We start from the raw sequence: 22948 nt of genomic DNA on the forward strand, positions 1-22948 counted from the left end.
CGGGCGGGCAGGTGACACCTGCCCGCCCGCGCTCGTTCAACGGCTCTCGGTGCCCTCCGGCCGGCCCGCGCCGCGCGGGGGCGCGGACCACGGCGACTCGCTGCCGGTGCGGCGGGGCAGGGGTTCGGTGGGGGTCTCGGGGTACGCGAGCGTGAGCGGCGGCGTGTCGGGGTCCTTCGCCGCCGGTGTCGGGGGCCAGTCGGTGAGCGTCGGCTTGTGCTCCACCGGTGTGACGGCCGGGGTCAGCTCCGCCTCGGCCGGCGGGGGTGTGGCGGGACGCCGCCAGCGGCTCGTGCTGAACACGGCCATCAGCAGCAGCACGCCGATGAGGAACAGCGTGCCGTTGTCGAGCGGGTCGCGCAGCGGCAACGGGTCACCGAGCAGCTTCAGGTCGTCCGGCACCCGGTCCCGCACGCTGAACGGCGCGACGAACAGCCCGAGGTACGGGACCGCGAGCAGCAGGCCGGCCACCAGCGGGCCGAACGGCGAGAAGCGCAACGTGCCGAGCAGGCCGAGCAGGATGCCGGCGACGCCCAGATAGACGGCCGGCTCGATCAGGTTCGGCGTGCTGTACGTCCCGATCTCCACCCAGCGGTCGACGGTCCGCTCAGATCCGTCCTGACCGAGAGTGACGAGCACCCAGGTGACGGGCGCCACCGCCAACCCGGCGAGGAAGCTCCAGAGATGTCGCATCCGCGCACCGTACCGTTTTCGGCATGACAGATCATCCCGCGGTCCCGCCGGGTAAGCCGACCTCGTACTCCCGCGTCACGCTCAGTCGCATCATGACCGCGGTCGATGTCAATCTGTACGGGACCGTGCACGGTGGGGTACTGATGAAATTCGTGGACGACGTTGCCGGAGCGGCGGCGGCGCGGCACAGCGGCGGCACCGCCGTGACCGCCTCCATCGACGAGATCGTCTTCTCCGAGCCGGTCCGGGTGGGCGATCTCGTGCACGCGCACGCCCAGATCAACTGGACCGGCCAGACCTCGATGGAGGTCGGGGTGCGGGTGGTCGCCGAGCGCTGGGACTCGGCCGAGGAGGAGCCGGTGCGGGTCGCCACCGCGTACCTGGTCTTCGTGGGCGTCGACGTGGGCGGCTCGCCCCGTCCGGTCCGCCCGGTGCTGCCCGAGACGCCGGAGGACGAGCGCCGCTTCCGGGAGGCCGAGATCCGGCGCGCGCACCGGCTCGCCCGGCGCCGCGCGATCCAGGCCCACCGGGCCGGCTGACCGGTGCCCGCCCACACCGGCCCGGGGTGCGGGGTGTGGGCGGGGCACGCCCCGTACGGCGCACCCGGCGCGGACAATGGCGGCACGAGGTAGGGCAAGATGGCGCCACGGCTCCGGCACACCGTCGTGGCGGGCCCAGGGGAGGGTGGAACAGTGGCTGACGTGCTGTGGACGCCGCCGGTGGACGTGCGGGAGCGGTCCCGGATCGGTGACTACCTGCGCTGGCTGGCCGAGCACCGCGGGCTGGAGTTCGCCGACTACGACGCGCTGTGGCAGTGGTCGGTGACCGACCTGGACGCGTTCTGGCGCTCGATCTGGGACTGGTTCGACGTCGTCGCACACACCCCGCCGAGCGCCACCCTCACCGGCCGGGCCATGCCCGGCACCCGCTGGTTCCCCGGCGCGACGCTCAACTACGCCGAGAACGTGCTGCGGATGCCGGGGCTGGGCGACGACGACCCGGCGGTGATCGCACACGGGCAGACCCGCGCGCCGGAGACGCTCACCGCGGCCGGGCTGCGCGAGCGGGTCCGCCGGGTGGCGGCCGGGCTGCGCCGCCTCGGCGTGGGGCCGGGCGACCGGGTGGCCGCGTACGCGCCGAACATCCCCGAGACGTACGTCCTGCTGCTCGCCACCGCCAGCCTCGGCGCGATCTTCTCCTCCTGCGCGCCCGAGTTCGGCACCCGCAGCGTCACCGACCGCTGGCAGCAGATCGAGCCGACGGTGCTGGTCGCCGTCGACGGCTACCGGTACGGCGACAAGCCGGTCGACCGGCGCGCCGAAGTGGCCGCGATCCGGGCCGCGCTGCCGTCGCTGCGGCACACCGTGGCCATCGCGTACCTCGATCCGGACGGCCCGGCCCCCGACGGCGCGCTGCCGTGGGCGGAGCTGGCGGCGGACACCGACGAGCCGCTGGCCTTCACTCCGGTCGCCTTCGACCACCCGCTCTACGTGCTCTACTCCTCCGGCACCACCGGCCTGCCCAAGCCGATCGTGCACGGCCACGGCGGCATCCTGCTGGAACACCTCAAGATGCTGGCGCTGCACCACGACCTGGGTCCGTCCGACCGGTTCCTGTGGTTCACCACGACCGGCTGGATGATGTGGAACTTCCTGGTCTCCGGCCCGGCGGTGGGCGCGGCGATCGTGCTGTTCGACGGCAACCCGGGCCACCCCGACCTGGGCGCGCTGTGGCGGCTGGCCGCCGACACCGGCACCACGTACTTCGGCACCTCCGCACCGTTCCTGCTGGCCTGCCGCAAGGCCGGCCTGGTGCCGCGCGAGATCGCCGACCTGTCCGCGGTGCGCGGCCTCGGCTCGACCGGCGCGCCGCTGCCGGCCGAGGGCTTCACCTGGGTGTACGAGAACGTCAGCGACCGCCTCCAGCTCCAGTCGCTGTCCGGCGGCACGGACGTGTGCACCGGGTTCGTCGGCGGCGTGCCGCTACTGCCGGTGTACGCCGGGGAGATCGCCTGCCGGGCGCTCGGCGCGAAGGTGGAGGCCCGCTCCGCCGACGGCAGCGCCGTGATCGGGCAGCTCGGCGAGCTGGTGATCACCGAGCCGATGCCGAGCATGCCGGTCGGGTTCTGGAACGACCCGGACGGTGCCCGCTACCGGGAGGCGTACTTCGAGGTCTATCCCGGGGTGTGGCGGCACGGTGACTGGATCACCGTCAACGAGCGCGGCGGGTGCGTGATCACCGGCCGGTCCGACGCCACGCTCAACCGGGGCGGCGTACGCCTCGGCACCGCCGAGTTCTACTCGGTGGTCGAGGGCCTGGACGAGGTGGTCGACTCGGTGGTCGTGCACCTGGAGGACGACGAGGGCGGTGCGGGTGAGCTGCTGCTGTTCGTGGTGCTCGCCGAGGGCCTGGAACTCGACGACGAGATGCGGCGCAAGATCTGCCGTGAGCTGCGTACCGCCCTGTCGCCGCGGCACGTGCCGGACGAGATCCACCAGGTCCGGGCCGTGCCGCGCACGCTGAGCGCGAAGAAGCTGGAGGTGCCGGTCAAGAAGATCCTGACGGGCACCCCGGTGGACAGCGCGGCGGCCAAGGGCGCCCTGGCCAACCCCGAGTCCCTGACGGCGTTCGCCGCCCTGGCCCAGCGCCGGGCCACCGCCGACAGCCCTGTCCCCCCTCGCTGATCTTGCACTTTCCGCCCCGGCGAAAGGGGCGAATCCCCCGCGTCGAGGGCGGAAACTGCAAGATCGACGGGGAGGGGGAGGGCGGCGACTCAGGCCAGGGCGTGGGTGGTCTTCTCGGTTTCGACGCGGGAGGGCAGGCGGGTCGGGTCGGGGTGGGCGCACGCGACCACGCTGGCTCCCGCCGTGAGCGGGGTGAGCAGCCAGTCGACCGGGTCGGGGTGAGCGGTCACGTCGACCAGGAGGCGGTCGCCCCGAGTCAGGCCCAGCTCGGTGGCGCGGGCCGCCGCCCGGGCCAGCAGCGCCGCGTCCGCCTCCCCGCCGGACGGGTCCGGCGTGAAATGGTCGCCGTGCCCGCGTACCGCGGAGACGAAGTCCGTGCAGCCCGCCGGCACCTGCCGCATCGGGAGCGCGAACGGGTCGAGCGCCAGCGCGTACCGCTCGCCGGCCGGCCACCCGGCTGCCTCGTCCACCCGGTCGACGGCCACGAACAGCGCCTCCACCGGGCCCGCCGTGTCGACTACCGTCAGCTTCGCCGACCAGCAGCCGAGCAGCACGGCGGCGGTCTGCCAGTGCGGCGGCAGCAGCACCCCGGCCGCGTCGCCGGGCGCGGCGCCCGCCTCGTCGGCGAGCAGGTTCGCGGTCTTCGCCACCCAGTTCGCGAGCGTCGCCCCGGAGAGTTCGGTGCGTTCGCCGGTGGCGTCGTCGTACCAGGTCAGCAGCGGTCGGGTGGGGTCGGGCGCGATCGCGTCGGCGAACACCCGGGCAATGTTGTCGGCCATCGGCGCGAACGATACGCGCCCCGCGCGCGTACTCGATGACAACGACAAGTCGGCGTACCGTCGGGTCGCGGTCAGCGCCTCGCGCCCGGCCCGGCGTAGGCTTGCCGAGAGTGTTCTTCCCCACAACTGCGCCACCTGAGGAGTCGCCCCGTGACCGCCGGTCGCCCGCCCCGCGTTCTCATCGACGCCACGAGTGTCCCCGCCGACCGTGGCGGCGTCGGTAGATACGTCGACGGACTGCTCGGCGCGTTGGGCCGGGTCTGCGGCACCGGCGTCGACCTGGCCGTGGTGAGCCTCCGCACCGACCTGGAGCGCTACACCCGGATGCTGCCCGGCGCCGAGGTGATCCCGGCCCCGGCGGCGGTGGCGCACCGGCCGGCGCGACTGGCCTGGGAGCAGACCGGCCTGCCGCTGCTGGCCCAGCAGGTCGGCGCCGAGGTGCTGCACTCACCGTTCTACACCTGCCCGCTGCGGGCCGGGTGCCCGGTGACGGTCACCGTGCACGACGCGACGTTCTTCACCGAGCCGGAGCACTACGACAAGTCGCGCCGGACGTTCTTCCGCAGCGCGATCAAGACGTCGCTGCGCCGGGCCGGCCGGGTGATCGTGCCGAGCAAGGCCACCCGGGACGAGCTGATCCGGCTCCTGGACGCCGACCCGACCCGGATCGACGTCGCCTACCACGGCGTCGACCAGGACGCGTTCCACGCGCCGGGCGACGAGGAGAAGGCGCGCGTCCGGGCCCGCCTGGGTCTCGGCGACAGCAGCTACATCGCGTTCCTCGGGGCCAAGGAGCCGCGCAAGAACGTACCCAACCTGATCCGCGGCTGGGCCCGGGCGGTGGCCGACCGGCCGAACCCGCCCGCGCTGGTGGTGGCCGGCGGCCAGGGCCACGACGACGACATCGACCGCGCGGTGGCCGAGGTCCCGTCGCACCTGCGGCTGCTGCGCCCGGGTTACCTGCGCTACGCCGACCTGCCCGGCTTCCTCGGCGGCGCGCTGGTGGCCGCCTACCCGTCCTACGGCGAGGGCTTCGGCCTGCCGATCCTGGAGGCGATGGCGTGCGCCGCCCCGGTGCTCACCACGCCGCGCCTGTCCCTGCCCGAGGTGGGCGGCGACGCGGTGGCCTACACCAGCGAGGACCCGGACCAGATCGCCACCGACCTCGGCGCCCTGCTGGACGACGAGCAGCGGCGGCTGTCCCTGGCCAAGGCGGGATTCGACCGGGCCAAGGAGTTCACCTGGGAGTCCAGCGCGGAGGTCCACATCGCGGCGTGGCGGCGGGCCCGGTCCTGAGCGCCGGTTGCCGGTCCCGGGCGACCGACCGTGACGGCTCGCCCGCTTCGGGCATGATGTGCTGATGTTCTACGCCGTCATCCCGGCGGGCGGCAGCGGCACGAGGTTGTGGCCGTTGTCCCGTGCCGGCCACCCCAAATTCCTCCACCCGCTGACCGGCACCCCCGCCTCGCTGTTGCAGGCCACTGTCGACCGGTTGTCGCCGTTGACCACTCCGGAGCGCACGCTCGTGGTCACCGGGGCCGCGCACGCCGCGGCGGTGGCTCGGCAACTGGCCGGCCTGCCGGAGGAGAACATCCTGGTCGAGCCGTCGCCGCGGGACTCCTGCGCCGCGATCGCGCTGGCCGCCGCGGTGATCGCCGCCCGGACCCCGGACGCGGTGATGGGCTCGTTCGCCGCCGACCACCTGATCGGCGACCCGGCCCGGCTGGCCGAGGTGGTACGCCAGGCCATCCGGGGCGCGGAGCAGGGACTGCTGATGACGGTGGGCATCACCCCGACGCGCCCGGAGACCGGCTACGGCTACCTGGAGACCGGCGACCCGGTGGGGGACGGCCCGCTGCGCCCGGTCCGCGAGTTCAAGGAGAAGCCGGCCGCGGAGGTGGCCGAGGTGTACGTCCGCTCCGGCCGGCACCTCTGGAACGCCAGCATGTTCGTCTGGCGGGTGGACGTCTTCCTGTCCGAGCTGGCCCGCCAGCAGCCGGAGCTGCACGCCGGGATCACCGCCATCGCGGCGGCCTGGGGCACGCCGGAGCAGGACGACCTGCTCGGCCGGATCTGGCCGACGCTGCCCCGGATCTCGGTCGACTACGCGGTGATGGAGGGCGCGGCGACGGCCGGCCGGGTGGGTACGGTGCCCGGCGACTTCGGCTGGAACGACGTGGGCGACTTCCACACGCTCGGCGAGGTGCTGCCCGCCGACGGCGCCGGCAACGTGGTGCTGGGCGGGGACGCGAAGCCGGGCGTGCTGCTGCACGACACCACCGGCACCGTGGTGGTGCCGCACTCCGGGCGGCTGGTGGCGACCGTCGGGGTGCACGACCTGATCGTCGTGGACACCCCGGACGCGCTGCTGGTCTGCCCCCGCGACCGCGCGCAGGACGTGAAGAAGATCGTGGACGAGCTGAAGGAACGCGGCGAGGAGGGCCTGGTCTGACCCGCCGGGCCGCCGGAGTGTGGACGCCTCCGGCGGCGCGTCGCGGTGCCGTCGCTCAGCCGCCGGCGTGGCGGGCCAGCACCGCGAGCGCCGGCGGCACGAGCTGAGCGGTGGCGTGGGCGAGCGGCTCGGGCAGCCGGTCCGGCGGGAACCAGCCGAGCGCCTCGGACTCCGCGCTGACCCGCTCGATCGCCCCGGCCGGGGCCAGGACGGCGTACCGGACGTCGTAGTGGAACGACCCGCCCTGGCAGGCGACCTGATGGATGTCCACGTCGATCGGGTCCGGCTCGACGGTCAGGCCGGTGATGCCGGACTCCTCGGTGGCCTCGCGCAGCGCGGCGGCCACGAGCGTCCGGTCGCCGGGCTCGCAGTGCCCGCCGAGCTGCACCCACCTGCGGATCTTGCCGTGCAGGCAGAGCAGCACCCGGCCGTCCGGGTCGAGCACCAGCGCGCTCGCCGTGACGTGCCCGGCCCGGTGCGTCCGGCTCATCGCCACCGGTCCGTCGGCCAGCAGCGCCAGGGTCCGGTCCCGGGCGGCGTCGGCGGCGGGGCTGGTCGCCGTCCAGCGGCTCAGCGTCGCGACGGCGTCGGCGTGCAACTCGGTGTACGGGATGAGATCAGGCACCCGGACACTCTACGAGCGCCGCCTCCGTACCCTGGCGCGGTGACCCTGCGACTCGTCGAGTTCCTGGTGGCCGGCAACGAGGCGAGCGACCTCCTGCCGGTGCGGTCGGCCGCGTTGCTGCGGGCGCACGGCGCGCGCCGCGGCTTCTGGACGGTGCTGGACGAGGGGCCGGTCGAGCAGTGCCTGGCGCTGCTGCTGGAACGCGACGACGGCGAGTGGGTGGCGCACCACGTGCCCGCCGACGCCGGACGGGAGAACGGCCGCACCGAGGACGGCGAGGCGCTGGCCCACCACGACGGCTGGGTGTACGTCTTCGGCTCGCACTTCGGGTCCAAGGGCGGCCCGCTGCGGCCCCGGCGCGCGTTCGTGGCCCGGTTCCGGGAGGACGACGCCGTGGCCGGTCCGCTGCCGGTACGCGTGGTGCGCAACCGCTTCCGGCTGCACCGGGCGGTGAACGACGCGCTCGCCGCCGCTCCGCTGACGCTGCTGCCGCCCGGTGACCGGGTCCGGGAGCGGTTCATCGTGGAGACGCTGGCCCGGGGCACCGCCCGCGCCAAGAGCTGGGTGACCCGGCTGGCCGCGGACGACCTGCCGATCAACGTCGAGGCGGCGGCGTTCACCCCGGCCGGTACGGCGCTGCTCGGTCTGCGTTTCCCGGTGACCGCCGAGGGGGAGCCGGTCTACGTCGAGCTGGCCGGCGTGCCGGAGATGTTCGACGACCCGGAGCGGCCGGGTGACCTGCGGGCGCTCGGGGCGTACGCGCTGAGCGGGGTGACGCCGCCCGGTAGGCTGGCCGGCTTCCGCGCGATCAGCCCGACGGGCGACGGCGGCTACGCGGCGGTGACCGGGTCGATCGACGCGCTGGGCAAGGGCTCGGTGCTGCTGGACGACCACCCGCACGGCGGCGAGGTGACCTCCCGGCACGTGCGGTTCCGGCACGACGCGGGTGGAAGCGCGCTGGTGGCCGCGGAGGTGGTCGCGGAGCTGGCGCCGTTCCATCACGTGGAGGGGCTGGCCGAGCTGGCGGGACGCTGCTACTACGTCACCGACGAGGACCATCGGGTGGCGCTCTGGATCGGATGAGCGAGGGCCGGGCGGCACCCCTGCGACTGATGTCGCAGACCCTCGTGGTGCCACCCGGCCACGCCCGTCAGCCGGCGTCCGGGTCAACGTTGCGCCCCGGCGTCGGCGGGCAACAGAGAGTTTGCCCAACGCGCCCGCCCAGCGTCGAGGTTTTTCACCTGACGCTTAAAGATGGAGATTAGTACCGACGGGTACAGTGCGAGGTGTGGCGGGCACCCCCGCCGTCCGCACGGGAGCAGCAACCCATGTTGAAGATCATTTTCTCGGGCGAGGACGTCCTGCGGACCCGGGTCGCCCCGGCCGCGGACCCGCTCTGGGAGCTGGTCCTCAGCCTGCACCTGCTCCAAGGGCGCAGCCGGGACCCGATGATGACCACGTGGCGACGCACAGTGGCGCACGGCCTGCGGACCGACACCGACGCCGAGCAGTACCGCCTGCTGCTCGCGCTCAACCCGCCGCGCGGCTACTTCCCCGACTTCCTCACCCCGTTCGCCAGCCGGGAGGGCTTCCAGGCCGGGCTGGACGCGGTCCGGGGCACCTCTGTGGACATGCTGCGCCGCGACCTGAGGCTGCTCGCCGGGGAGACCACGCTGCCGTCGTCGGCCACCTCGCTCGCCCGTGGCGAGCCGGAGACGCTGCACCATCTCACCGACGCCATGGCGCGCTACCAGTCGCTGGCGGTCACGCCGTACTGGTCCCGGGTGCAGGCGGCGGTCGAGGCGGACCGCGCCCGGCGTGCCCGCGCGATGCTCGACGGCGGCGCCGAGGGGCTGCTGGCCAGCCTGCGGCCGAACATGCGCTGGGTCTCGGGCGTGCTGGAGGTGCTCGACTATCCGGACACCCGGGAACTGCACCTGGACGGCCGCGGGCTGCTGCTCGTGCCGTCGTTCTTCTGCTCGCGTACCCCGGTGGCGCTCGTCGACCCGACCCTGCCCCCGGTGCTGGTCTACCCGGTCGACCGGCTGGCCGGCCTGACGCCCGCGTCCGGCGCCGCCGTGTCACCGCAGGGCGAGGCGCTCGCCGCCCTGCTCGGCCGCACCCGCTCCCGGGTGCTCCAGGCCGCGGACGAGGGCTGCACCACCGGCGAGATGGCACGCCGGCTGCGCATCTCCGCCGCCGCGGCCAGCCAGCACACCACCGTGCTGCGCAACGCGGGGCTGCTGGTCAGCCAGCGTGACCGCAACACCGTCCTGCACACGCTCACCCCGCTGGGCCGGGCCGTCCTCGACGCCTGACATCCGCCGCCCGCCGGGTCAGAGCGCCAGCGTGGCGCTCGCGGCGCTGCCGGACGGGGGCGGAAGCAGCGTCGAGTCGATCCCCTCCGCGGCCAGCGCGGCGCGCAGGCGTTGCAGGTCCGCGCCGAACCGGACCAGGTCCGCCGGGTCGACCGGGGTGGGCGCCGCGCCGAGCAGCAGGCCGGTGGCCGAGGCGGGCCAGCCGGGCACCGTGGCGGCGAGTCCGGCGCGTGCCTCGTCGTCGGTGACGTGGGTGAACCGAGTGCCCGGGGCGACCACGTCGCCGACCGCGTCGATCGCCCGCCGCACCGCGACCGGGTCGGCGGCCTCGGTGCCGGTCCGGTCCGGCAGCGTCGCCGCGGCCCGCAGACCGGCGGCGCGCGCCTCGGCCGTACCGAGCGAGAACAGGTCCATCGACGCGTCGCGGACGAGCGCCCCGGCGCCCTCGTCGTCGTCCCGGGTCGCGGCGAGGTAACCCCGGATCACCGCGACCGGCACCTGGTCGCACTTGCCCTTGATCAGCTCACCGGCGGCGGCGAGCTCGTCGACCACCGCCATCTGGGTGACGAACAGCTCGTTGCCGTACGGGTCGACCTCGCCCCGGTGGTCGCGGATCGCCGGCATGCCGGCCACCCCGAGCGCCACATCGGTGAGCCCGTTGCGCCAGGGGCGGCCCATGGTGTCGCTGACGATCACGGCGACGTCGAGGCCGTACCGGTCGCGCAACGCGGCACGCAGCTCCCGCGCGGAGGCGTCCGGGTCGACCGGCAGCAGCACCAGCCGGGTCTTGTCGACGTTCGAGGCGTCGATGCCGGCGGAGGCCATCACGAACCCGTGGTGGGTCTGCACGATCCGGGTCGCGCCCCGGGTCGCCACCACCCGGGCGGTCTCCCCGGCCAGGATGCGGTCCCGCTCGGCGAGCCGTTCCGGGCCGTCGGCCGGCACGTCGACCAGCCGGCCCTCCGCCTTCGACACGATCTTGCTGGTGACCACGAGCACGTCGTGGTCGCGCAGCCAGGGCGCCGCGCCGGTGATCAGCGCCGCCAGGTCGTCGCCCTCGGTCACGTCGCCGATGCCCGGCACCGGCAGGATCTCCAGCCTCACATCAACTCCAGCGCGGCGCGCACCATCGCGGCGGTCGCCGCATCGTCGGTCATCCGCAGCGGCGCCGCGCGGACCGTCACGTCCGGCACCACAGTGCCCTCGTCCTCCGGCGCGACCAGCCAGCCGTCGAGCAGCCCGCCCGCCGGCCGGGCGCCGTAGAGGCCGCCCACGCCGGCCGCGCTGCACTCCACGCCGAGCACGGCGAGGCAGCGGTCGGCCATGCCGCGTACCGGCGCGCCGCCGATGATCGGAGACACCCCGATCACCGGGGCCGGGCCGCCGCTCACTGCGTCGCGCAGACCGGGCACCGCCAGCACCGGGGCGATGCTCACCACCGGGTTGCTCGGCGCGATCAGCACCACGTCCGCGGCGGCGATCGCCTCGACCACGCCGGGCGCGGGCTTCGCCGCGTCGGCGCCGACGAAGACGAACCGGTCGGTGGGCACGTCCGCCCGATGGCGAACCCACCACTCCTGGAAGTGGATCGCCCGCCGGCCCTGGTCGTCGGAGACGACGGCATGGGTCTCCAGGCGGTCGTCGGTGGCGGGCAGCAGCCGTACGCCCGGCTGCCAGCGGGCCGCCAGCGCCTCGGTGACCTGGGACAGCGGGTAGCCTGCGTCGATCATCTGGGTGCGCACCAGGTGGGTGGCGATGTCCTTGTCGCCCAGGCCGAACCAGCTCGGCTCCGCGCCGTACGCGGCCAGCTCGTTCTTCACCGTCCAGGTCTCGCCCGCGCGGCCCCAGCCACGCTCCGGGTCGGCGCCGCCGCCGAGCGTGTAGAGCACGCTGTCCAGGTCGGGGCAGACCTTCAGCCCGTGCAGCAGCAGATCGTCGCCGACGTTGACCACGGCGGTCACCTCGGCGCCCACCTCGCGGGCGTACGCCCGCACGCCGAGCAGGAAACGGGCGCCCCCGATGCCGCCGGTCAGTACCACGATGCGCATGGCGTCCATCCTTCCGCACGCGCCGCCGTCGATCGTCCGGTGGCCGGAGAGACTACGCTCACTTCGGCAACTGTCCGCTTTCGTCCCCTGGGGGAGTCCGTGACCAGCCCCGCCGAGCCCGCGTCCGGCGACGCCACGCAGGCCAGCCAGTTGATCAAGCCGTTGCGCGAACTGGCCGCGCTCGTCCTTCTCGGCGCCAACGCCGTGCTGCTCTTCGTCGGCCTGGTGCGCCTGCTGCCGGTCGACGACTACAGCACGGCCAGCGGCCGGGCCGGGAGCACGTATTTCACCTTCATCGGCCTGGAGTCGACGGTCCTGCCGCTGCTCGCGGTCCTGATCGCCACCGTGATCCTCCCGGTCGTGCCGAAGGCCAAGCTGATCACCCAGGTGGCGCTGGTCGAGTACGCCGTGTCCGCCGTGTTCGGCGCGCTGACGTTCCTGATCTGGCTGGTCGGCCGGCTCGCCGACGGTGAGGTGCTGGACGCGTTCCTCGGTCTGCTCACCCGCGCGGCCTGGCTGGCCATCTTCGCGGTCGCCGCGTTCGTGGTGTTCAAGATCTGGCGCACGCTCTACTACGTGCCGAAGCCCAAGCCGCAGCCCGGCGTGTACGGCCAGGCCCAGCCCGGCTGGCCGCAGCAGCCGGGTCAGCCCGGCGGCTACCCCGGTCCGGGCGGCTACCCGCAGCAGCCCGGCCAGGGCTACCCGCAGGCCGGCTCGCCGCCGCCCGGCTGGCCGCAGCAGCCCGGCCCGTACGGCCAGCCGCAGTCGGCGCCCCCGTTCAACACCGCCCCGCCGCACGCGCCGCAGTCCGGCCCGCCGTCCGCCGACCCGCAGTCCGGCTCGCCGTACGCCGGTCCGCAGCAGCCGCCGCAGTACGGCTCGCCGCAGCCCGCGCCGCCGTTCGGCCAGCCGCCGTCGGCCGACCCGACGCAGGCGATCCCGCGCCAGTCCGCCGAGCCGGGTGCGCCGTCGCCCGCCGCCGACGACGAGCGCACCCAGCGGTTCGACCGCGAGGACCCGAACCAGCCCCGCTGAGATCCGCGCGGCGGGCGACGCCTCACCGTCGCCCGCCGCCACCTCGGCCCGCCGCTGTGCGGCAGGCCACCGGAGCCGTCCCGTTGCCCGGACCGCGACCGGGGGCGGGCATCCGGCCGCCCGGCAGCGCTTAGGCTGGGCGGATGGTTGATCGCAGCGACCCCGAACCGACCGAGGCGAGCATCCGGCGGGCACTGGGGCGGGCCGCCACCGGCCGGGCGCTCGACGCCGGCGAGGCCGGCGCGCTGCTGGCCGCCCGCGGGCCGATGCTCGACGACCTGCTCCGGATCGCCGGCGACATCCGCGACGCCGGGCTGCGCGACGCCGGGCGGCCGGGTGTGGTGACGTACTCGAAGAAGGTCTTCATCCCGCTGACCCGGCTCTGCCGGGACCGCTGCCACTACTGCACGTTCGCCACCGTGCCGCACCGGCTGCCCGCCGCCTACCTGGAACGTGACGAGGTGCTGGCGATCGCCCGCGAGGGCGCCGCGCAGGGCTGCAAGGAGGCGCTGTTCACGCTCGGCGACCGGCCCGAGGAGCGGTGGCCGGCGGCCCGCCGGTGGCTGGACGAGCGGGGGTACGACTCGACGCTCGACTACCTGCGCGCCTGCGCGGTGGCGGTGCTGGAGGAGACCGGCCTGCTGCCCCACCTCAACCCGGGCGTGCTCACCTGGTCGGAGTTGCAGCGGCTCAAGCCGGTCGCGCCGAGTATGGGCATGATGCTGGAGACCACCGCCACCCGGCTCTGGTCCGAACCGGGCGGCCCGCACTTCGGCTCGCCGGACAAGGAACCGGCGGTACGCCTGCGGGTGCTCGACGACGCCGGCCGGGTCGGGGTGCCGTTCACCACGGGCATTTTGATCGGCATCGGTGAGAACCGGGCCGAGCGGGTCGACGCGATCTTCGCGATCCGCCGGGCGATGCGGGAGTACGGCCACCTCCAGGAGGTGATCGTGCAGAACTTCCGCGCCAAGCCGGACACCGCGATGCGCGGCATGCCCGACGCGGAGCTGCACGACCTGGCCGCCACGGTGGCCGTGGCCCGGGTGCTGCTCGGCCCGAAGGCCCGCATCCAGGCCCCGCCGAACCTCATCGCGGGCGAGTACGACCTGCTGCTGCGCGCCGGCATCGACGACTGGGGCGGCGTCTCCCCGGTCACGCCCGACCACGTCAACCCGGAGCGGCCCTGGCCGCACCTGGACGAGCTGGCGGCGCGTACCGCGAGTGCCGGGTTCACGCTGCGCGAGCGGCTGACCGTCTACCCGGAGTACGTCCGGGCGGGCGAGCCGTGGCTGGACCCGCGCCTGCTGCCGCACGTCACCGCGCTCGCCGACCCGGTCACCGGGCTCGCGGTCGAGGCGGCCCGCCCGGTGGGACGGCCCTGGCAGGAGCCGGAGGAGGTGTACGGCGGCCGCACCGACCTGCACGTCACCATCGACGTCACCGGCCGTACCGACGACCGGCGGGGCGACTTCGACAGCGTGTACGGCGACTGGGCCGAGGTGGCCGGCAAGGTGGCGCCGGAGGCGCGCGCGGGCGTACCGCTGGGTGGTGGCGCGGACGCCGACCTGCGGGCGGGCCTGCGGCTGGCCGCGGACGACCCGGCGGCGCTGCTGACGCCGGCGCACGAGGCCAAGGCGCTGGCGCTGTTCGGCGCGGACGGCCCGGCGCTCGACGAGCTGTGCCGGCTGGCCGACGACGCTCGCCGGGACGCGGTCGGCGACGACGTGACCTACGTGGTCAACCGCAACATCAATTTCACGAACGTCTGCTATGTGGGCTGCCGGTTCTGCGCGTTCGCCCAGCGGGAGAGCGACGCCGACGCGTTCCGGCTCTCGCTTTCGCAGGTGGCCGACCGGGCCGAGGAGGCGTGGGCGGCCGGCGCGACCGAGGTCTGCCTCCAGGGCGGCATCGACCCGAAGATGCCGGTGACCGGTTACGCCGACATCGTTCGCGCGATCAAGGCGCGGGTGCCCGGCATGCACGTGCACGCGTTCTCCCCGATGGAGATCGTCACCGCCGCGGCGAAGGCCGGTGTGCCGGTGCGGGAGTGGCTGCTCCAGCTCCGCGAGGCCGGGCTGGACACCATCCCGGGCACCGCCGCCGAGATCCTCGACGACGACGTGCGCTGGGTGCTCACCAAGGGCAAACTGCCGGCCGCCGCCTGGGTCGACGTGGTGAGCACGGCCCACGAGCTGGGCATCCGGTCCAGCTCCACGATGATGTACGGCCACGTGGACCACCCGGGCCAGTGGCTCGCCCACTTCCGGGTGCTGGCCGGCGTGCAGGACCGTACCGGCGGGTTCACCGAGTTCGTGGCGCTGCCGTTCGTGCACACGAACGCGCCGATCTACCTGGCCGGCATCGCCCGCCCGGGCCCGACCTGGCGGGAGAACCGGGCGGTGCACGCGATGGCCCGGCTGCTGCTGCACGGCCGGATCGACAACATTCAGTGCTCCTGGGTGAAGCTCGGTGACGAAGGCACAGTGGAGATGCTGCGCGGCGGCTGCAACGACCTCGGCGGCACGCTGATGGAGGAGACGATCTCCCGGATGGCCGGCTCCGGCAACGGCTCGGCCCGTACCGAGGAGCAGTTGCGGGCCATCGCCACCGCCGCCGGACGGCCGTTCCGCAAGCGGACGACCGCGTACGGTCACGCCCGCGCCTGAGGTCGAACCTTTCCCCGCCGCACGCCGTACCTGTGGATGCCGGCGGCGGTTTCGGCGAGGACCGCCGCCGGTGACCCCGAACCGGGGCCCGGCGGTGTCCGGGCGCCCGGCCCGCTGCGGCGCTGCGGCGCCGGTCCGGAAAGGTTGCCGATGAGCACTGACGAGACCACCGAGGCGCCGAAACGGCGGACCTGGCCGCGGTTGACCCGCAGGCAGACGCTCACCGCCGCGGCGAGCGCCACACTGGGCGCCGCCGCCCTCACCGTGCCGGGCCTGTCCGCCGCGCAGAACGCCCCCACGGCGAGCCGGCGCGACGAGCCGATCGTGGTCCACCTCCGCGACGCCGCCGCCGGCGTCATGGACGTCTTCGTCGGCACCAACCGGGTCGAGGTACGCGACCGCGGCCTGGCCGACCGCCTGGTGCGCGCCGCCGGCCGGCGCTGATCCCACCCCTTCACCGGCGCGGGCTCCCGGCGCCGGTTCCGCTTTCCGTTCCCCGACGAAGGTGCGTCCGCCATGTCCTCTCACCGCGAGGCCCCGGAGATCGCCAAGGATCCGGTAGCCGACAGTTCCGACCTGTACGCGTTCGTCACGCCGAGCCAGCCGGACACGGTCACGTTGATCGCCAACTACGTGCCGCTGCAGCTTCCCTCCGGCGGCCCGAACTTCTTCGAGTTCGGTGACGACGTCCGGTACGAGATTCACATCGACAACGACGGGGACGGTTATCCAGACGTCACCTATCGTTTCGAATTCACTACCGAGATCACGAACCAGAACAGTTTTCTCTACAACACCGGGCCGATCGAGTCGCTGGAGAGCAAGAACTGGAACCGGCGGCAGTTCTACCGGCTGACCCGCATCGCGGACGGCCGCGCCCGTGTGCTGGCGCACAAACTGCCCTGCCCGCCGTGCAACGTCGGGCCGCTGTCCACGCCCAACTACCAGAACCTGGTCCGGCAGGCGACGTTCAAGCTGTCCACCGGCGAGAAGGTGTTCGCGGGCCAGCGGGCCGACGGCTTCTTCGTCGACCTGGGCGCGGTGTTCGACCTGGGTACGCTGCGGCCGTTCCAGCAGCTGCACGTCGCCGGCAAGAAGCTGTTCCGGACCGAGGGCGAGCCGGTGAACGCGCTGGACCGGCTCAACGTGCACAGCCTCGCCGTACAGGTGCCGCTGAACCAGGTACGCCGCAAGGCGGCCCGCTACGGCTACGCCGACCGCGCCTCGACGATCGGGGTCTGGACCAGCGCCTCCCGCCAGCAGGTGCGGGTGCTCGGCGACCGGGTCGCCGCTGATACCGCCGCTGGACCCTTCACCCAGGTGTCGCGACTCGGTAACCCGTTGTTCAACGAGGTCATCGTGCCGATGTCCAGGAAGGACGTCTGGAACACCCTGCCGCCGTCGGAGGACAAGCGGTTCGCCGGGTTCGTCGAGCGGCCCGAGCTGGCGTCGCTGCTGCCCACGCTCTACCCGGGCGTGTTCGGAAACCTGGACGCGCTCAACAAGTCGAAGAAGCCACGCGCGGACCTGGTGGCGATCCTGCTCACCGGCGTCCCGGCCGGACTGATCGACGGCTTCGCCAACACCACAGGCGACGTCCAGGCGGACATGCTGCGGCTGAACACGGCGATCCGGCCCAGCAGCAAGCCGGACCGGTTCGGCGTGCTCGGCGGTGACCTGGCCGGCTTCCCCAACGGGCGCCGCGTCGCCGACGACGTGGTGACGATCGCGCTGCGCGCCATCGCCGGGCTGACCGTGCCGCTGGTCGACAAGACGTTCCAGCCGGACGCCGCCGCCGCGGCGGTGACGCCGGGCCTGAGCGCGGCCGACGTGACAGCGCCGTTCCTGGCCGACTTCCCGTTCCTCGGCACGCCGTACGCCGGGTTCGGCAACCCGCAGGCGAAGAAGTCCTGACGGGAGGCGGCCGATGTCACACCATCACGCTCTCGGCCCGTCGGAGGTGGGCAGCGTCGTGCTCGACCTCGGCGGCGACCGGGGCGCACTGATCATCCACACCGGGCGGGACCTGCACGGCCGGGAGATCGAGATCAGCCGCGTGGACCTCGACGGCCCGCGGACCCACTCGGCCGTACGCGAGCGGCACGTCCGGGACGGTGTGTTCCACAGTGCCGTCTACCCGGATCTGGAGGCGGGTGTTTATACCGTCTGGTGGGACGAGAGTACGTCCGCCGGCGCGATCTCGGTCACCGGCGGGTCAGTCGCCGAATTCGTCTGGCCCACCAGCTCGCCAGCCCGCTTGGACTGAGTCGTCAGTCGCGCCGGAACCCGCGCCCCGTCCACATGATGGACGGGGCGCGGTCGGCGTTGGACGGCTCGACGGGCGGTACCGCGGGAAGCGGGTTACCCTTTGCCCCACCAATTCTGATCTTGGTACGAGCGGCCGGCGGGGGCGTCCGGCCGGCCTGTCGGCGATGCGCCACGGCAGAAAACTTCCGGCAACTCGCCGGGGAGGGCGTTACTCGTCCGGGGTCTGAATCGATAGGGCAGGTTGCGAGGCTACGGGCGACCGCGGCGGTCGTCCCGGACGTGTCGGGAGGGCGACTCCATTATCAAGTTTGGCTTGACGGCGCACGCATTACACGCGTGTAATTTGAATGGGGTTGTTCGCACGGAACGCAACAAATGGTGACCGTACGGACAGGCACGCCTTTCGCGTGGGGGGTTGCAGCGGCGAATGACGCCGGTGCGCGACAAGGAGGCAATCGATGGACGGCCAGCTCGAGGTGGCCGACCTGCTCGGGAACGCGCCGGAGTGGCAGGAGCGAGCGCTCTGCTCGCAGACCGACCCGGAGGCGTTCTTTCCCGAGAAGGGCGGCTCGACCCGCGAGGCGAAGCGCATCTGCTCGCGGTGCGAAGTGAAGACGGAATGCCTGGAGTACGCGCTCGGCCACGACGAGCGGTTCGGGATCTGGGGTGGCCTCTCCGAGCGGGAGCGGCGCAAGCTCAAGCGGCGGGTAGCCGCCTGATCCGCGTACGGGTCCACGGGCGGTGGGGGCCGCCCGGACCCGGGTCGCCGTCCGGCCGGAGGGGTCCGGCCGGGTGGCGGCGACCTGTCCGGCCGAACCGGTCAGGCCAGCTCGTCCGGATCGACCCCGAGCAGATTCGCCACCTGCTCGATGATCACGTCATGCACCAGGTCGGCGAGGTCCTCGCGGTCCATCGCGCGGAACTCCAGCGGCCGCCGGTAGAGCACGATCCGCGGCGGCACCTCCTGGCGGCCGGGCCGCCCCGGCAGCAGCCGGGCGAGCGGCACCTCGCCGTCCTCCAGCACGTCCGAGTCGTAGACGTTCAGATCCGGCGGGACGTCCTCGACCGCGAACTCCACACCGGCCAGCTCCTTGGCGAACCGGCGTTCGAGCGTCTCCACGGTGTCGAGCACCAGATCGTCGAAGACCTCGGCCTTCGTCCGCGCCAGCGGCACCGTGGCCGGCACCAGCCGCCCGCGCAGCCCGCGACCGTGCCGGTCACGGTGGGTGCGCCGGCCGGAGCCGGGGCGGCGGTTCTGGGGGCTCGTCATGACGCACAGGGTAGCCCGGGCCGGCGGCCCGCCCGCTGTCGCGCGGCCGTCCGGCGTGCCGGTGCGCCGACCGGAGGAATTGTGATCACCATGACGGGCGTGTCGTAACGCGAAGCGGTGCGCCGGACCCGGTAATGGGGATACCCTGCCGCCGTGAGGTCACCACGGCGCTGCTCCCGTAACGGCTGCCCCCGGCAAGCGGTCGCCACATTGACCTATGTCTACAACGAGTCGACAGCGGTGGTGGGCCCGCTCGCGGCGTTCGCCGAACCGCACACGTACGACCTGTGTGAGCCGCACGCCCGCAGCCTGACCGCCCCGCGCGGCTGGGACGTGGTGCGGCACGAGGGCGAGTTCGAGCCGCCGCCGCCCACCACGGACGACCTGGTGGCGCTGGCCGAGGCGGTACGCGAGGCCGCACGCCCGGCCCCGCCCCGCCCTCCGGAGGACGAGCCCACCACGAAGCCCCAGACCCCCCAGCAGGGCCGCCGGGGCCACCTGCGCGTAATCCCACCCCACCACTGACCCGCGCGCCCGCGCCCGCGCCTGCGCGCCCCCGCCCCTCACCGCGTCGATCATGAAGTTGACGGCGTTTTCGATCTCCCTGAGTGCCGCCAACTTCATGATCAACGGGGTGAGGTGGGGTGGAAGGGGGAGTGGGTCAGTGGCCCAGGAAGCGGTTGAAGAGGTCTGCCCGGCGGGACGGGCGATGGGTTCTGTGCTCGCTGCGGTCGGCTGAGGACATGATCTTCAGGCCGGCGTTCATGGCGAGCCAGCGCAGCGGCTCCGGTTCCCAGTGGGGGGAGCGGTGCCCCACCCAGGGCAGCGCGGTCAGGTCGCTGTCCACGCCTCGGATCAGGCCGGCGAGCGTACGCCCGGCGAGGTTGCTGGTGCCGACGCCGTCACCGACGTAGCCGCCCGCCCAGGCCAGCCCGGTACGCCGGTCCAGCCCCACCGACGCGGACCAGTCCCGGGCCACGCCGAGCGGCCCGCCCCAGGCGTGCGTCACCGGCACGTCCGGTCCGAGCACCGGGAACAGTTCCCCGAGCGCCCGGCGCAGCGCCGCGAACACCCGGGGCTCCCGGTCGAAGTCCTGCCGCACCCGGGAGGCGTAGTGGTAGGGCGCGCCCCGCCCGCCGAACGCGAGCCGGCCGTCGGCGGTGCGCTGGCCGTACACGATGACGTGCCGGTAGTCGGAGAACGTCTCCCGCTCCGCCAGCCCGATCCGCGCCCAGGTCTCCTCGGGCAGCGGCGGGGTGGCCACCATCAGCGAGTAGACCGGTGCCACCACACGCCGCTGGCCGGGCAGCCCCGGCGTGTAGCCCTCGGTCGCGCGCACCACCACCGGTGCCCGGACCACGCCCGCCGCTGTCGCCGCCGCGCCGGGCCGCAGCGCGGTCACCGCTGTGTGCTCGTGGATGCGTACGCCCCGGCGTTCCACCGCCCGGGCCAGGCCCCGGACCAGCTTCGCCGGGTGCACGGCCGCGCAGTGCGGGGTGTACGTGCCGCCGCGTACCCCCTCGGCGTTGCACCGCGCGGCGGCCTCGTCGGCGTCGAGCAGCGTCAGGTCGTCGTCGGTGAGCCCGTGCGCGTGGGCCTGGGCTACCTCGGCGCGGGCCCGGCCGAGCTGGGCCTCGCTGCGGGCCAGCGTCACAGTGCCGCCGGCCTGCCAGTCGCACTCGATGCCCTCGGCGGCGGCGACCCGGCCCACCTCGCCGACCGTGTCGTGCATGGCCCGCTGCATGGCCAGTGCCCGGTCCCGGCCGTGCCGGCGGGCCAGCGCCGGCAGCGAGGTGGGGAACAGTGCCGAGCACCAGCCGCCGTTGCGCCCGGACGCTCCGTACCCGGCGATCTCCCGCTCCAGCACGACGACGCGCAGCGTGGGGTCGGCCTCGGCCAGGTACCAGGCCGTCCACAGCCCGGTGTACCCGGCGCCCACGATCGCCACGTCGGCGTCCGTGTCGCCGGGCAACCCGGGTCGTGGTGTCAGCGGCTCGTCCAGGCCGGACAGCCAGTACGACAGGTGCTGGTAGCCCGTCATCGGCTCAGAGCCGGGACCACGCCTCGGTCAGCACCGCGCGCAGGATCTGCTCGATCTCGTCGAAGTGCTGCTGGTCGGCGATCAGCGGCGGGGCGAGCTGCACCACCGGGTCGCCCCTGTCGTCGGCCCGGCAGTAGAGCCCGGCGTCGAACAGCGCGGTGGAGAGGAAGCCGCGCAGCAGCCGCTCCGACTCGGCCTCGTCGAACGTCTCCCGGGTCGTCTTGTCCTTGACCAGCTCGATGCCGTAGAAGTAGCCGTCGCCGCGTACGTCGCCGACGATCGGCAGGTCGTACAGCTTCTCCAGGGTGGACCGGAACGCGCCCTCGTTGGCCCGGACGTGCCCGATCAGGTCCTCCCGGGCGAACACCTCCAGGTTGGCCAGTGCGACCGCGCAGGAGACCGGGTGGCCGCCGAACGTCACGCCGTGCGCGAACATGCCGGTCTCGGTGAGGAACGGCTCCATCAGCCGCTCGCTGGCGATCATCGCGCCGAGCGGGGCGTAGCCGGAGGTGATGCCCTTGGCGGTGGTGATGATGTCCGGCTGGTAGCCGTAGCGCACGGCGCCGAAGTACTCGCCGAGCCGGCCCCAGGAGCAGATCACCTCGTCGCTGACGAGCAGCACGTCGTACGCGTCGCAGATCTCGCGTACCCGCTCGAAGTAGCCGGGCGGCGGCGGGAAGCAGCCGCCGGAGTTCTGCACCGGCTCCAGGAAGACGGCGGCGACCGTCTCCGGCCCCTCCCGCTCGATCGCCCGCCCGATCTCCTCGGCGGCCCACCGGCCGAACGCCTCGGCGTCGTCGCCGTGCTCGGGGGCCCGGTAGAAGTTGGTGTTCGGCACCTTGATGCCACCCGGCACCAGCGGCTCGAAGTCGGTCTTGATGCCCGGCAGGCCGGTGATCGACAGCGCGCCCATCGAGGTGCCGTGGTAGGCGATGTAGCGGCTGACCACCTTGTGCTTGGTGGGCTTGCCGGTGCGCTTGAAGTAGGCCCGGGCCAGCTTCCATGCGGCCTCGACGGCCTCGGATCCACCGGTGGTGAAGAACACCCGGTTCAGGTCGCCGGGCGTGAGCGTGGCGATCTTCTCGGCCAGCTCGACGGCCTTCGGGTGGGCGTACGACCAGAGCGGGAAGTAGGCCAGCTCGCCGGCCTGCTTGGCGGCGGCCTCGGCCAGCTCGGCGCGGCCGTGGCCGGCGTTGACGACGAACAGCCCGGCCAGCCCGTCCAGGTAGCGGCGGCCCTGTGCGTCCCAGACGTACGCGCCCTCGCCCCGGACGATTGTCGGAACCTCGCCGGCGGGGTAGCTCGCCATGCGGGTGAAGTGCATCCACAGGTGGTCGGTGGCGTTGGCCATGTCAGCCCCATCGGGTCTCGGGCCGGTCAGGGGTGACACCGGCCGCTCTGCCCACGGTTATCCCACAGGCGGTGCCGATAAGGCAAGCGAACAAGCTTCACCGCGACGGATTCAGCGTCGTATCACTGCAGGGTCAACGGAATCCGCATCAGGCGGTGCCCCAGCTGTAGGTCTGCTTGCGCAGCTTCAGGTAGACGAACGCCTCGGTGGAGAGCACCCCGGGCACGCCGCGCAGCTTCTGGAGGATCTCCAGCAGGTGCGCGTCGTTGCGGCAGACCACCTCGGCCAGCAGGTCGAACGAGCCGGCGGTGATCACCACGTAGTCGATCTCCTCGAACTCGGCCAGCCGGTCGGCGACCGGTTCCAGGTCGCCGTCGGTCCGCAGCCCGATCATGGCCTGGCGGGGGAAGCCGAGCTGGAGCGGGTCGGTGACCGCGACGATCTGCATGACGCCCGCGTCGAGCAGTCGCTGCACCCGCTGGCGTACCGCTGCCTCGGAGAGCCCGACCGCCTTGCCGATGCTCGCGTACGGGCGGCGCCCGTCCTCCTGGAGCTGCTCGATGATCTGCTTGGCCACGTCGTCGAGCAGAGCGTGGTTGGACCCTTCACGCACGGTGACCCGGCGGGCGCCGTTGGAGTTCTCCTGGTGCCGGTTGACCATCGACGCTCCTCGTGTCCGATTCTCCGTGTTGAGCGTAGTGCCCCGCGCAGTCTG

At 73.4% G+C, this 22948-nt stretch carries 22 protein-coding genes; 13 read left to right on the forward strand and 9 right to left on the reverse strand.

Going from position 1 to position 22948, the window contains the following annotated elements; all coding sequences use genetic code 11:
• Positions 1–36 precede the first annotated feature (36 nt).
• On the reverse strand, positions 37–693 hold the full coding sequence (locus GA0070562_RS09130; RefSeq protein ID WP_091418575.1) for a hypothetical protein: 657 nt from the start codon (positions 691–693) through the stop codon (positions 37–39).
• 23 nt (positions 694–716) lie between these two features.
• Here GA0070562_RS09130 and GA0070562_RS09135 point away from each other — a divergent pair, with 23 nt between their 5' ends.
• Positions 717–1232: an acyl-CoA thioesterase gene (locus tag GA0070562_RS09135; protein WP_091418577.1), complete on the forward strand. Its 516-nt coding sequence runs from the start codon at positions 717–719 to the stop codon at positions 1230–1232.
• 153 nt (positions 1233–1385) lie between these two features.
• A complete protein-coding gene (locus GA0070562_RS09140; RefSeq protein WP_091418580.1) occupies positions 1386–3377 on the forward strand; it encodes an acetoacetate--CoA ligase in 1992 nt (663 codons plus the stop codon).
• 89 nt (positions 3378–3466) lie between these two features.
• Here GA0070562_RS09140 and GA0070562_RS09145 read toward each other — a convergent pair whose 3' ends face one another.
• Entirely contained in the window at positions 3467–4156 is a 690-nt protein-coding gene (locus GA0070562_RS09145) for a TIGR03089 family protein (protein WP_091418582.1), read from the reverse strand.
• 150 nt (positions 4157–4306) lie between these two features.
• Between GA0070562_RS09145 and GA0070562_RS09150 the strand changes: the two genes are divergently transcribed.
• Both GA0070562_RS09150 and GA0070562_RS09155 read left to right on the forward strand, forming a co-directional pair.
• Positions 4307–5452, forward strand: coding sequence for a glycosyltransferase family 4 protein (locus GA0070562_RS09150; RefSeq protein ID WP_091418585.1), 1146 nt, complete (start codon positions 4307–4309; stop codon positions 5450–5452).
• Positions 5453–5516: 64 nt separating this feature from the next.
• Positions 5517–6608, forward strand: coding sequence for a mannose-1-phosphate guanylyltransferase (locus GA0070562_RS09155; RefSeq protein ID WP_091418588.1), 1092 nt, complete (start codon positions 5517–5519; stop codon positions 6606–6608).
• A 55-nt stretch (positions 6609–6663) separates the two neighbouring features.
• Here GA0070562_RS09155 and GA0070562_RS09160 read toward each other — a convergent pair whose 3' ends face one another.
• Positions 6664–7233 carry an NUDIX hydrolase gene (locus tag GA0070562_RS09160; RefSeq protein ID WP_091418590.1) on the reverse strand — a complete coding sequence of 190 codons (570 nt, stop codon included), beginning with the start codon at positions 7231–7233 and terminating at the stop codon, positions 6664–6666.
• Between the two features lie 39 nt (positions 7234–7272).
• Between GA0070562_RS09160 and GA0070562_RS09165 the strand changes: the two genes are divergently transcribed.
• Both GA0070562_RS09165 and GA0070562_RS09170 read left to right on the forward strand, forming a co-directional pair.
• Entirely contained in the window at positions 7273–8316 is a 1044-nt protein-coding gene (locus tag GA0070562_RS09165; protein WP_091418593.1) for a hypothetical protein, read from the forward strand.
• A gap of 245 nt (positions 8317–8561) precedes the next feature.
• Positions 8562–9551, forward strand: a complete 990-nt coding sequence (locus GA0070562_RS09170) for an ArsR/SmtB family transcription factor (protein WP_091418596.1) — start codon at positions 8562–8564, stop codon at positions 9549–9551.
• Between the two features lie 18 nt (positions 9552–9569).
• Here the strand turns inward: GA0070562_RS09170 and GA0070562_RS09175 are convergent, their stop codons facing one another.
• Together GA0070562_RS09175 and cofD are read right to left on the reverse strand one after the other, a co-directional pair.
• Positions 9570–10655 carry a coenzyme F420-0:L-glutamate ligase gene (locus tag GA0070562_RS09175; protein ID WP_091418598.1) on the reverse strand — a complete coding sequence of 362 codons (1086 nt, stop codon included), beginning with the start codon at positions 10653–10655 and terminating at the stop codon, positions 9570–9572.
• On the reverse strand, positions 10652–11599 hold the full coding sequence (gene cofD, locus GA0070562_RS09180; protein ID WP_091420161.1) for a 2-phospho-L-lactate transferase: 948 nt from the start codon (positions 11597–11599) through the stop codon (positions 10652–10654). Before cofD ends, GA0070562_RS09175 begins: the two co-directional genes overlap by 4 nt.
• A 99-nt stretch (positions 11600–11698) precedes the next feature.
• Here cofD and GA0070562_RS09185 point away from each other — a divergent pair, with 99 nt between their 5' ends.
• The 6 genes from GA0070562_RS09185 to GA0070562_RS09210 all read left to right on the forward strand — a co-directional run bounded on the left by GA0070562_RS09185 (position 11699) and on the right by GA0070562_RS09210 (position 18290).
• On the forward strand, positions 11699–12634 hold the full coding sequence (locus GA0070562_RS09185) for a hypothetical protein (protein WP_091418601.1): 936 nt from the start codon (positions 11699–11701) through the stop codon (positions 12632–12634).
• Positions 12635–12777: 143 nt separating this feature from the next.
• Positions 12778–15303 (forward strand): bifunctional FO biosynthesis protein CofGH, encoded by a 2526-nt coding sequence (locus GA0070562_RS09190; RefSeq protein ID WP_091418603.1) that lies wholly within the window; start codon positions 12778–12780, stop codon positions 15301–15303.
• Positions 15304–15453: 150 nt separating this feature from the next.
• On the forward strand, positions 15454–15747 hold the full coding sequence (locus GA0070562_RS09195) for a hypothetical protein (protein WP_091418605.1): 294 nt from the start codon (positions 15454–15456) through the stop codon (positions 15745–15747).
• A 72-nt stretch (positions 15748–15819) separates the two neighbouring features.
• On the forward strand, positions 15820–17217 hold the full coding sequence (locus GA0070562_RS09200) for a DUF4331 domain-containing protein (protein ID WP_091418608.1): 1398 nt from the start codon (positions 15820–15822) through the stop codon (positions 17215–17217).
• A 13-nt stretch (positions 17218–17230) separates the two neighbouring features.
• The gene (locus GA0070562_RS09205) at positions 17231–17569 is read left to right on the forward strand and encodes a phospholipase (protein ID WP_091418610.1); all 339 of its coding nucleotides are present in this window, start codon (positions 17231–17233) and stop codon (positions 17567–17569) included.
• Positions 17570–18029: 460 nt separating this feature from the next.
• Positions 18030–18290: a WhiB family transcriptional regulator gene (locus GA0070562_RS09210; protein ID WP_013284161.1), complete on the forward strand. Its 261-nt coding sequence runs from the start codon at positions 18030–18032 to the stop codon at positions 18288–18290.
• 101 nt (positions 18291–18391) lie between these two features.
• On the opposite strand, the gene GA0070562_RS09215 is transcribed toward GA0070562_RS09210, so the two are convergent.
• Positions 18392–18841: a metallopeptidase family protein gene (locus GA0070562_RS09215; protein ID WP_018787548.1), complete on the reverse strand. Its 450-nt coding sequence runs from the start codon at positions 18839–18841 to the stop codon at positions 18392–18394.
• 153 nt (positions 18842–18994) lie between these two features.
• Between GA0070562_RS09215 and GA0070562_RS09220 the strand changes: the two genes are divergently transcribed.
• Positions 18995–19366: a DUF3499 domain-containing protein gene (locus GA0070562_RS09220; RefSeq protein ID WP_091418612.1), complete on the forward strand. Its 372-nt coding sequence runs from the start codon at positions 18995–18997 to the stop codon at positions 19364–19366.
• Between the two features lie 136 nt (positions 19367–19502).
• Here the strand turns inward: GA0070562_RS09220 and GA0070562_RS09225 are convergent, their stop codons facing one another.
• The 3 genes from GA0070562_RS09225 to GA0070562_RS09235 form a co-directional block, all read right to left on the reverse strand.
• Entirely contained in the window at positions 19503–20882 is a 1380-nt protein-coding gene (locus GA0070562_RS09225; protein ID WP_091418615.1) for an NAD(P)/FAD-dependent oxidoreductase, read from the reverse strand.
• A 4-nt stretch (positions 20883–20886) separates the two neighbouring features.
• Positions 20887–22233: an aspartate aminotransferase family protein gene (locus GA0070562_RS09230; protein ID WP_073824804.1), complete on the reverse strand. Its 1347-nt coding sequence runs from the start codon at positions 22231–22233 to the stop codon at positions 20887–20889.
• Positions 22234–22381: 148 nt separating this feature from the next.
• The gene (locus tag GA0070562_RS09235) at positions 22382–22894 is read right to left on the reverse strand and encodes an Lrp/AsnC family transcriptional regulator (protein WP_091418617.1); all 513 of its coding nucleotides are present in this window, start codon (positions 22892–22894) and stop codon (positions 22382–22384) included.
• Positions 22895–22948 lie beyond the last annotated feature (54 nt).

This window comes from Micromonospora tulbaghiae (assembly GCF_900091605.1).
In the GTDB taxonomy this organism is placed as follows: Bacteria; Actinomycetota; Actinomycetes; order Mycobacteriales; family Micromonosporaceae; genus Micromonospora; species Micromonospora tulbaghiae.